Origin of the sequence: Paracoccus beibuensis (assembly GCF_026162625.1) — a bacterium.
GTDB lineage: Bacteria > Pseudomonadota > Alphaproteobacteria > Rhodobacterales > Rhodobacteraceae > Paracoccus > Paracoccus beibuensis.
The window spans coordinates 1-9775 of the sequence record NZ_JAOTBD010000061.1 but is presented as its reverse complement, the minus strand read 5'-3'; the positions used below and the strand labels follow the sequence as shown (position 1 = coordinate 9775).

The following is a 9775-nucleotide window of genomic DNA, read 5'->3' as shown; positions in this document are numbered from 1 at the left end:
CTCGGGCGTGCCGACCGAGAACTCATGCGCCTGCCCCGTCGCCGGGGCCGAGGGAAAACGCCCCTCGGTCCGGATCTTCTCGCCTGCAATCAGGTGGTCGCCATGGGGAATATGAGTCATGGAAGGTTCCTTTCAGGTGGGTCGGACAGTGGCCCTGCGCGTCCGAAGCCGCCGCAGCGCCCCGAAAAGCGCAAGTCCCCAGATCAGCAGCACGCAAACGCCCAGTGTAGCCGCGATGGGCCGGTCGAAGAACGCGCCAAGATCACCGCCGGACTTGATCATGGAGGTCATGAACATCCGTTCGAACATCGGGCCCAGCACAAGGCCAAGAATGATGGGCGCGACCGGAAAGCCGTTCTCCTCCAGCAGCCAGCCCAGCAGGCCGAGCGCCAGCATGATGACGATGCCGAAAACCGAATTCGTCATCGCAAAGGAGCCGACGATGCAGAAGCTGAGAACGATCGGCAAGAGCACCCGCGAAGGAACGCGCAGCACCTGCCGTGCGGCCTTCACCGCTGCCCAGCCAAGCGGCACCATCATCAGCGTCGTCAGGATGAAGATCATGAAGACGGCATAGATAAGCTGCGGGTTCTGGATGAAGACCGTCGGCCCCGGGTTCAACCCCTTCATGTAGAGAACGCCGATGACGATCGCCGTGACGCTGTCGCCGGGAATGCCGAAGACCAGGGCGGGAATCCAGGCGCCGCCGACAGCAGCATTGTTGGCAGCCGAGGCGTCGACCAGCCCTTCGACATGGCCCTCGCCGTATTTCTCTGGCGTCTTCGAGAAGCGCTTGGACACGGCATATGCCATCCAGGCCGCGATGTCGGCCCCCGCGCCCGGCAGAGCGCCGATCAGCGTGCCCATCATCGAGCCGCGCGCGATGTTCTTGGGATGCCGCCGGATCACGCCGCCGACCCCGCGGAATAGCGGTCCGTCGTTGCGGGGCATCGGCGTCGGCGGGGTGGCATGATTCAGGCGGATGACGCCGCGCATGACCTCGGCCAGTGCAAAGAGGCCGATCATCGCGGGGATGAACTCGACCCCCGCCATCAGGTCCACCTGCCCCATCGTGAATCGTGGCACACCTGTTGTCGGGTCCAGCCCGACCGTCGCCAGCGCAAGCCCGATCAGCAGCGCGATGCCCGCCTTCAGAGGGTCGGCAGAGGCAATGAAGATCGCGCAGGACAGGCCAAGGGCGGCCAGCCAGAAATATTCGTAGGATGTGAAGCGCAGCGCGAATTCGGCCAGAAGCGGGGCCGCGGCGATCAGCACCGCGACACCGAACAACCCGCCGATGCAGGACACCAGCAGGTTCGTCCCCAACGCAAGGTTCAGCTTGCCCTTCATCGACAGCTGATAGCTGTCTTCGACGTAGGCAGCCGAGGCGGGAGTGCCCGGGATGCGCAGCAGCGCGCCGGGAATGTCGCCCGCAAAGATGGCCATGCCGCTGGCCGACACGATGGCCGCCAAGGCTGGAATGGGCTCCATGAAGAAGGTCATCGGCACCAGAAGTGCCGTGGCCATCGTCGCAGTCAGGCCGGGCATCGCGCCCACGAACATGCCGAAGGCGCCGGCCAGCAACGCGGTGATCAGGACCCGGGGCTCGAACACCAACGCGGCGGCTTGAAGAAGAACGTCCATGAAGCTCATCCTACAGCACTCCGTCCAGAAGGCCGCGCGGCAGCGGCACGCGGAGAAGTCCCGCGAACAGCCACCAGCAGGCAAAGCTGGTGCCGACGGCCAGCACCGCCGCCACCCAGGCGGGCAGGCGCAGCACCAGGAACAGGACCAGCAAACCAACGGCGGAAACCGGGATGAACCCGACGCGCGGCGCAAGCCAGATCTGCGCCAGCACATTGGCCAGAACCGCCAGCAGCGCGGGCATTCCGCCCGCCCGCAGGTCCGGCACCAACTGCAACCAGACCCCCCCTTCCGCCTGGCGCCGCGCCAGCAGGTCCCGCACGACCAGCAGCGTGCCGCCCAGGATCAGGCCGCCCGCCAGGATCGACGGCAGCAGCGCTGCGCCATATGGCTGCCCCGCGAACGACGGAAACTGCGCCGCCTGCCACAGCATGAACAGCCCCAGCAACATCAGCAGCACGCCCGACAAGGCGTCGGTCAACTTCATCGCCCCCTCCCCTTGACAAAGCGGGCGGGCAAGGCGACGTCGCGCCCCGCCCGCCCTGAACATTTGGACTTCAGCCCTGGACCAGGCCGGCTGCCGCCATCGTCTCGGCCATTTGCGCGTCGGCGTCGGCCATCATCTGCGCGTGCGCGGCAGGATCGAGGTAGGCGATGTTGAAGCCGCGGCTGTTCATGAACTCGACGAATTCCGGATCTTCCGCGATCTCGGCCAGGGCCGAGGAGATGGTCACGGCCACGTCCTCGGGCAGGTCCTTGGGACCGGCCACGCCCCGCCAGGTGGCCAGCGCGAAGTCGCCGCCGCCCGCCTCGGACAGGGTTGGCAGATCGGGGTGGCTGGCCGTCCGCTCGGTCCCCATCAGGGCCAGGTTTACGGCGCGGCCTGCGTCGACCATTGCCTTGGTTTCCGCCAGGGATACCGTGACAATGTCGACGCCGCCCGCGATCAGGTCCTGCATCGCAGGGGCCGAGCCTTCCGAGGGCACCCAGGTCACGTGGTTGGGCTGAAGCCCCAGCGCCTGCAGCCACCCCACCAGCGCCAGATGCCAGATGCCGCCCTGCGCGGTGCCCGATGCCTTGAAGGTGCCCGGTTCGGACGCGCGGATCGCCTCGGTCAGGCTGGCGATATCCTTGTATTCGCTGTCGGCTGACAGGGTGACAGCCGGGCTGTCGGCGTTCATCAGGCCAAGCGGCGTGTAATCCGCGGGCGTCAGCTGCGTCAGGCCCATGTGGTGCATCATCGCGATCTCGACCGTGACGATGCCCAGGGTATAGCCGTCGGCAGGCGCGGTCGCGATGGCCGAGTGACCGATTACCCCTGCTCCGCCGGTGCGGTTCACAACGTTGACCGGTTGGCCCAGCTTGCGTTCCAGCAGCGCCGAAATCATCCGCGCGGTCGCGTCGGTGCCGCCGCCCGCGCCCCAGGGCACCAGCATCGTCAGCGGCCGCGAAGGATAGTCGGCAGCCCATGCCGCAGCAGGCAGAAGCCCCAGGGCGGACATCGCGGCCGCCCCCTGCAGAAGGCCGCGGCGCGTCGGTTTGGTCAAGTCGGTCATCGGTTCCTCCCAGATGATGATGCCCCTTCGGGCTGCGGTGTTGTCAGGCGGCCTTCGCCGCCCTGAAGTCCTTTTCGGCGGTCAGCAGGTCGCGCGCGGCCGCGGTGACGCGATCGCGATCGGCCTCGGCCACTGGCGTCATCGGTGGCATGATCGGCCCCATCTGCGCTAGCCCTGACAGACCGATGGCGTCGTGAAGGACCCGGATCTCGTTGATCGAGCCGCGCAGATCCTCCAGCGCGCGCATCGGCTGCAGCAGCCGCTCGGCCGCGGTCCGGTCGCCGCGCTTCAACGCATCCAGCAGCGCCATGGACATCGAGGGTGCGATGCAGACGCAACCCGCGGTATAGCCTGCCAATCCGTCATCAAGCATGTGCGGGATCGCCGGCGGCTCGCCAAAGCCCGAGATGACGCGGTCGGCACCGATCGCAGCCACGATGGCGCGCAGGTAGGGGTCAGCCTCGCCCGGTTGGCGCGGCACGGCATACTTGACGCCGAAGACGACACCCTCAGCCAGCAGGTCGCCCAGCAGCGACGCCGGAATATAGCCGTCGGTCTTGATATAGACCAGCAGCTGCACCCCGCAGGCCGCGTGGAAGCGGCGCAAGGCAGCCCCCATGCCGTCATGGGTCAGCGGCGCGCCCATCGGCACCAGCAGCGCGACCGGAAAGCGCCGCGACTTCAGCACTGCCGCCTGGTCCATCAGCTTGCCCGCGTCAGGTCCGACCGACGGCAACAGCCATGTATCTTCGGATGCAATTGCCGCCAGCCGGTCCAGCCAATCGGCATAATTCGCAACCGGCCAGTGCTGCGCCAGCGCATTGCCGCCATAAAGCACCGTCGTGACGCCACCGTCGCGCAGGTGCTGAAGCATGGCCGCGTTCTCGGCGTCCGAAAAGCCGCCATCGGCCGTCATCGCCAGAGGGGGAACCGCCATCACCGAGGCGGCAAGATCCGAAGGGGTTACGCTGTGACGCATGGCTTGTCCTTTCCACTTGCTCGGGATCGGTAAGGCGAAATGACATATTAGTCAATAGTTGTAAAATCTGTCCGAAGAAGATAACTCGCTTGCAACGAAATAGGAGGACATGATGAAGGACCTGACGATAGCCATCGCGGGCGCTGGTGCGATCAGTGAGTTTCACCTCAAGGGCTGGCAGGCGCAGCAGGCTGTGACGCTTGCCGCCATTTGCGATCCCGACCGGGGGCGGGCCGAGGCGCAGGCCGCGCGTTTCGGCATTTCCGCCGTCTTCACCGACATGGCCGAGATGCTGGCCGCGACGCAGCCCGATGCGGTCGACATCATCACGCCCGTGGGCAGCCACGCGCCGCTGGTCCGGCAGGCCGCCGACATGGGCGTGCACGTGATGTGCCAGAAACCCATGACCCCCACCGTCGCCGACGCCGAGGCGCTGATCGCCGACGTGGGCGAACGCGTACGCTTCATGGTCCACGAGAACTATCGCTTCCGGCCGCACTATGCCGAACTGGCGCGCCGCATCCACGCGGGAGAGGTCGGTCGCCTGCGCCATGCGCGGCTGACGGTGCGGTCGTCCTCGCTGCTGGATTATCCGGGCAAGGTGCCGTTCCTGCTGGGCCGTCAACCCTATCTGGCGGAGTTCAAGCGACTTCTGGTCTTCGAGGTGCTGATCCACCACCTGGACGCGCTGCGGTCCATCCTGGGCGAAATGACCGTCGTCGGCGCGCGGCTGGACCGCATGAACCCCGACCTGCAGGGCGAGGACGTGGCACTGATCCAGCTGGAAAGCGCTGACGGCGCACTGGTCCAGATCGACGCCAACATCTCGGCTCCCGGCCACCCGCCGCTGCCCACCGATCGGCTTGAACTGCTGGGCGAAACCGACACGCTGATCTATGATCGAGACCGGATCACCCTGCTGTCGCGGCCGGACGACGTGTCGCTGCACGACCTGACCGCGAACTATCAGGCCTGCTTTACCGGCGCGATCACCGACTTCGTCGAGGGGCTGCGCAGCGGCAGGCCGTTCCAGACCGACCGGCTGGACAATCTGCGCACGCTGCGGCTTATGGAGCAGATCTATCGCACGGCCGGCGTGGCCGTCTGATCAAGGAGAGTGCGCGTGACCGACCCGCGCCCGCCGTCGTTGGCCGATCAGGTCTATGACCGTCTGCTGACGCAGATCGTCGAGGACCGCTACCCGCTGCACAGCCGGCTGCCGTCGGAAGCGACCTTGGCGAAAAGCTGCGGCGTGTCGCGGCCGGTCCTGCGCGAGGCGCTGGCGCGGCTGCGCGACGACGGCATCGTGACCTCGCGCCGGGGGTCGGGCAACTACGTCGCCCGGCGCCCCGACCGCCAGGTCATGAGCTTTGTCCCTCTGGCGTCGATCACCGACATCCAGCGCTGCTACGAATTCCGAATCGACGTCGAAGGCGCGGCCGCAGCCTGGGCCGCCCGCCGCCGCGACGAGGCCGACCTTGCCGCCCTGGACGCCGCGTTCAAGCGTATGGACCTGACCTACCAGGAACAGGAACTGGGCGTCGATGCTGACCAGATGCTGCACCTCGCAATTGCGCGAGCGACCAAGAACCCGTTCTTCCAGACTACGCTCGAATCGCTTGGCCAGCAGATCGGATTCGGGATGCGGCTTTCGCGCTCGCTGACGCTTCTGGCGGCGCCCGGGCGGCAGGACCTGGTTCAGGCCGAGCATGGGGATGTCATCGCTGCAATCCGCAGACAGGATGCCGACGAGGCCGCTGCCGCCATGCGCCGCCACATAACGGCGGCAAGAGACCGCATGTTCGTAGGTAGCTCGTAGTCCCGCCACATGGCCTGCTGTCAGGCGGTCTGGCTCCCTACCCGCCGCTTCCAAACGTGATGGGTGGGATACAGCCGCAAGCGGTCGCGGCTCATTGCCGTCCTGCTCACGGGAGGAGCGGAGATCGTCCCGCAGCCCTTACAGCCTCGGGATCACGACGCCGGCGAGCGCTCTTCGAGGACTGAGCTCGCACCGCAACCGCATGGTCACGGGCAGCAGCACTGTCGATGGCAGCAGGTAGAATGCCGGAACCGCAGCCTCTACCCGCACCCACGCAATGCACGTTGCGACGAAAAGCCCGGCTCCGGCGGGCGAATTGATTCTTTCCCGGACTGGATCGACATGGGAACCAACGAGACGATCAAGCAGGCGGTCATCGCCGGGCTGGGGGTCGCGCTCGTTTCCCGGCACACCTGGACCGAGGAACTGCGCGCGGGCCGCCGCCCTAGCAGCCTGCCAAAGAAGTCGCCGAGGCGGAGCGGTTTTCTTGGGACGGGCCCGGCTGCGTTGAGCTTCCGGCCTGTCGGGGCAAATGGTGTGCGCGGCCGATGCCGCCTTTCGTCTTCATGCGCTCAGCAGTCGTGGCAGCCGTGCCAGGTTGTTGGCCAGCAGGAACTTTTCTGCTTATTGTTGAATACGTAAGCTACTCTCGTCTGGCCGCAGGCCGGAGGGGCGGGCCCCTGAACCCGGCAAGGGCATTGCCCCTGCACTTCTGAAAGGCGCCTGCCATGAGGATCGAGATCCGCACGCCATTGTCAGGATGAAGCGGGACCTTACCCGTGCGACGCCGGGATAGACGGTCTGTGCCATGCCGCCGACGGTCTTGGCCCCTCCGAAGGGCTCCTCGATCCGCTTTCGGTGCTTCGGGGACAGGTCGTAGCCTTGTGCCGGGTGGTTCGCCCATCGATCGCCGAATATCTCGCCTTTCGGGGAACATGCGGGATGACGCCGGTCGGCAACCAACCCGGCGGCGTCATATCCCGACGGTCAGTTTGCGGGTCGATCCTGGGGAGTGGCGGAACCATGTCGAGCGCGGCACGACGTTCGGCATGGCCGTCCGCTTCGGTCAGATCGCCTTGGATCGGGCCGCTGCGGTTCTCCATCAAAGCATGGCCGATGAAGCACGGCATCGCGCCGGTGCCGGGCGATTTCCTGCAGGGCCGGGCGTCGAGGCATGGATGGCGTCCGGACGCCGCTCACCTCGGAGGCCGGCTTCGGCATTGCGGCGTGGGCGGGTGGGGCGGAGCATCGGGCCGCTCTCTGGGGTCGGTCCGGGCTGGACGGCAGCGGTCGTGCCTGGCGAGGGCGGGTCGCCCGGTCCCTCATCATCAGGCGGGGGGATAATCGAAGCGCCGACCCGGGCAAGGCCTGAGCACTGACGCAGGTCGATTGCCAGAGGGCTTGCCGCGGCAGGTCGCTTACGCGGCTGTTGATGACTGTTGCTCGTGACCTGCCCCCTGAGGAGCAGGAAGCCGGAATGGCGACGGCGGAGGTCTGTCGTCGTCATGGGCTGAGCTCCGCAACTTTCTGCAAGCCGAAAGCCAAGTATGGCGGCATGGATATGTCCGATGCCCGGAGGCTGAGGGCGCTTGAAGACGACAACGGCAGGCTGAAGCGTCTGCTGGCGGATGGGATGCTCGACAACATCGTGCTGAAGGACCTCTTGGGAAAGCCCTGACGACACCGAAAAGGTGGCGGGAGGCTGTGCTCGACGCGATGCGGGATCACGCTATCTTGCAACGCCGGGCCGTCGGCGGCATGCGCTGACCCTGGTCGGTCTCGATCCGAAGACGGTGCGGCGCGAGCGGCCGCCCGACAACCCGGAGACATGTCACGCGTCTTGCAGGGCATCGTTCAAGGGATAGGCTTCCTTGGCGCCGGGGCGATCATGGTCCGTTCGGCACAACATCAGGTGGAGGGCCTGACCACCGCCGCAAACATCTGGTCCACTGCCGGTATCGGCATCATAGTGGGCTGGGACTGGAAGCGACCACTGTTCTCTCCGCAGTTGTCGTACTGATCATCCTGCCGGCCGTTCCGCATTATCTGCCGAAAATCCCGGCCGAACCGCGATCGGACCATCCAGGGTCATGACCGGAAACCAGGGACGACATGTGCGGCAGGCAGAGTAACGGGCCCCTGATCCGTTTCACCTGCTCAAGCCGACCTGGAGTTGTCCCGGTTTCGTTTCGGTCAGGTGCTCATGCCAAGCGGCCCTCTGTTCGAAGACCACGGGCGGTTTCCAGCTCAAGGCCGAGTGTTTTCTGCGCGTGTTGTGGAAGCCGTTGATGTATTCGAAGAGGGCGATTTCGACGTCACGCCGCGCGTGCCAGTCGCGGCGCCAGACCAGTTCGGCCTTCAGCGATTTGAAAAAGCTTTCCACGGCCGAGTTGTCATAGCAGTTGCCCTTTCCGCTCATCGATCCCTTGAACCCATGACTGCGCGGAAGCTTCTGGTAGCCCTGTCCGCAGTGTTGGGCAGTTTCAACCGGTCGTCGCAACACCTTCGATCATATCCTGTTTGAGCAGCCGGTCGAGAGCTTCTGCTGGTGTTTGCCAGCCGAGCGTTTTCCGGGGTCGCGTGTTCAGTGCGTGCGCAACGGCGCTCAGTTCTTCGGCGCCGTGTTGGCTGAGGTCCGTCCCCTTAGGGAAGTATTGGCGGAGCAAGCCGTTGGTATTCTCGTTGCTGCCACGTTGCCAAGGGCTCTGCGGGTCGCAGAAATAGATCTCGAGACCGGTGTCCATCCGCAGCTGCGCGTGCTGGGCCATCTCGGCGCCCTGGTCCCAGGTCAATGAGCGACGTAGGTGGGCAGGCAGGCTGCTGATCGTCCCTGCGATGGCATCGCGGACGGCCTCGGCCCCGTGACCGGCAAGGGCTGGTCCATTCTTGACGGACTTGCCCGTCCCGTGCCCCTCCATGCGCGGTAGGTGCAGGAGCATGGTGAAGCGGGTCGTGCGTTCTACCAGCGTGCCGATCGCCGAGCTGCCGAGGCCGAGAATGAGGTCTCCCTCCCAATGACCGGGAACAGCCCTGTCTCCGATCTCGGCTGGACGGTCGCTGATCATCAGGGCATCTGCGATGAAAGCCTTGCCCCGGCTTCGGGCACGTTCGCGGGGCAACCTGAGCGCACGGCCGGACCGGAGACAGGCTGAGAGATCTCGCCTCAGCGCGCCGCGCCCCTGAATGTATAGCGCCTGGTAGATGGCTTCATGGCTGATGCGCATGGTCGGATCCCCAGGGAAGTCCACCTTCAGGCGCTGCGAGATCTGCTCCGGACTCCAGGCAGATGACCAGCGTCGGCTTTGCCGGAGAACGGCGCGCCGCCCGATGGGTTCAACCGGTCAGCGCAACATCTTTGATCCGAGATGCTCTGGAGGGACCTACGATGGCACGAACCGGCCGCCTAGGCTCATCGAATGATCTAAAGACTGAACTCTGGCGCCCTTGGAAGGCCGGGGAGACGCTGAGTGGTATCGGGCGGGCTTTGGGCAGGCATGCTGCTTCGGTGTCTGGCGTTGTCGCGGCAAAGGGTGTGGCCGTTTCACCATCCCACTTCGGCTTGCCTAACAGGCCGCTGAAAAAGTCGGCTCTCGACGCGGTTTGCGGAACATGATTCACCCTTGGCACGACAATGGCGGGGGTGATGATGCGTGGGACGGACAATACGAGCGGATCGCTGTTCAGCTATGTCGACCTGGAAGAGCGCGTTCCTGCGAAGCACCCGCTGCGCAAGATCCGGCAGGTGGTGAATGATGCGCTGGCCAGTCTCGATGCAGA

7 protein-coding genes and 6 pseudogenes are annotated in these 9775 nt (G+C 65.7%); 6 read left to right on the top strand and 7 right to left on the bottom strand.

Features of this window, described 5'->3' with window-relative positions:
* Positions 1 to 132 precede the first annotated feature (132 nt).
* The 4 genes from OC159_RS19080 to OC159_RS19065 all read right to left on the bottom strand — a co-directional run bounded on the left by OC159_RS19080 (position 133) and on the right by OC159_RS19065 (position 4179).
* A complete protein-coding gene (locus OC159_RS19080) occupies positions 133 to 1644 on the bottom strand; it encodes a tripartite tricarboxylate transporter permease (RefSeq protein WP_265502824.1) in 1512 nt (503 codons plus the stop codon).
* A 10-nt stretch (positions 1645 to 1654) separates the two neighbouring features.
* Complete coding sequence (locus OC159_RS19075; protein WP_265502822.1) at positions 1655 to 2131, bottom strand: tripartite tricarboxylate transporter TctB family protein; 477 nt, start codon at positions 2129 to 2131, stop codon at positions 1655 to 1657.
* A 70-nt stretch (positions 2132 to 2201) separates the two neighbouring features.
* Positions 2202 to 3200 (bottom strand): Bug family tripartite tricarboxylate transporter substrate binding protein, encoded by a 999-nt coding sequence (locus tag OC159_RS19070; protein ID WP_265502820.1) that lies wholly within the window; start codon positions 3198 to 3200, stop codon positions 2202 to 2204.
* Positions 3201 to 3243: 43 nt separating this feature from the next.
* The gene (locus tag OC159_RS19065; protein WP_265502818.1) at positions 3244 to 4179 is read right to left on the bottom strand and encodes a dihydrodipicolinate synthase family protein; all 936 of its coding nucleotides are present in this window, start codon (positions 4177 to 4179) and stop codon (positions 3244 to 3246) included.
* A gap of 109 nt (positions 4180 to 4288) precedes the next feature.
* Here OC159_RS19065 and OC159_RS19060 point away from each other — a divergent pair, with 109 nt between their 5' ends.
* The 3 genes and pseudogenes from OC159_RS19060 to OC159_RS19050 form a co-directional block, all read left to right on the top strand.
* A complete protein-coding gene (locus OC159_RS19060; RefSeq protein ID WP_265502816.1) occupies positions 4289 to 5287 on the top strand; it encodes a Gfo/Idh/MocA family protein in 999 nt (332 codons plus the stop codon).
* Between the two features lie 15 nt (positions 5288 to 5302).
* Positions 5303 to 5998, top strand: a complete 696-nt coding sequence (locus tag OC159_RS19055) for a FadR/GntR family transcriptional regulator (RefSeq protein ID WP_265502815.1) — start codon at positions 5303 to 5305, stop codon at positions 5996 to 5998.
* A 336-nt stretch (positions 5999 to 6334) separates the two neighbouring features.
* Positions 6335 to 6439 (top strand): annotated as a pseudogene (locus OC159_RS19050) (LysR family transcriptional regulator); the annotation flags it as partial.
* A 306-nt stretch (positions 6440 to 6745) separates the two neighbouring features.
* Here OC159_RS19050 and OC159_RS19045 read toward each other — a convergent pair.
* Positions 6746 to 7325 (bottom strand): annotated as a pseudogene (locus OC159_RS19045) (IS5/IS1182 family transposase); the annotation flags it as partial.
* Between the two features lie 105 nt (positions 7326 to 7430).
* Here OC159_RS19045 and OC159_RS19040 point away from each other — a divergent pair.
* Positions 7431 to 7824: pseudogene (locus tag OC159_RS19040) on the top strand (transposase); the annotation flags it as partial.
* A gap of 2 nt (positions 7825 to 7826) precedes the next feature.
* Entirely contained in the window at positions 7827 to 8018 is a 192-nt protein-coding gene (locus tag OC159_RS19035; RefSeq protein ID WP_265502813.1) for an MgtC/SapB family protein, read from the top strand.
* 189 nt (positions 8019 to 8207) lie between these two features.
* On the opposite strand, the pseudogene OC159_RS19030 reads toward OC159_RS19035, so the two are convergent.
* A pseudogene (locus tag OC159_RS19030) lies at positions 8208 to 8468 on the bottom strand (IS3 family transposase); the annotation flags it as partial.
* A gap of 13 nt (positions 8469 to 8481) precedes the next feature.
* A pseudogene (locus tag OC159_RS19025) lies at positions 8482 to 9324 on the bottom strand (IS30 family transposase); the annotation flags it as partial.
* A gap of 320 nt (positions 9325 to 9644) precedes the next feature.
* Between OC159_RS19025 and OC159_RS19020 the strand changes: the two are divergent.
* Positions 9645 to 9775: pseudogene (locus OC159_RS19020) on the top strand (IS5/IS1182 family transposase); the annotation flags it as partial.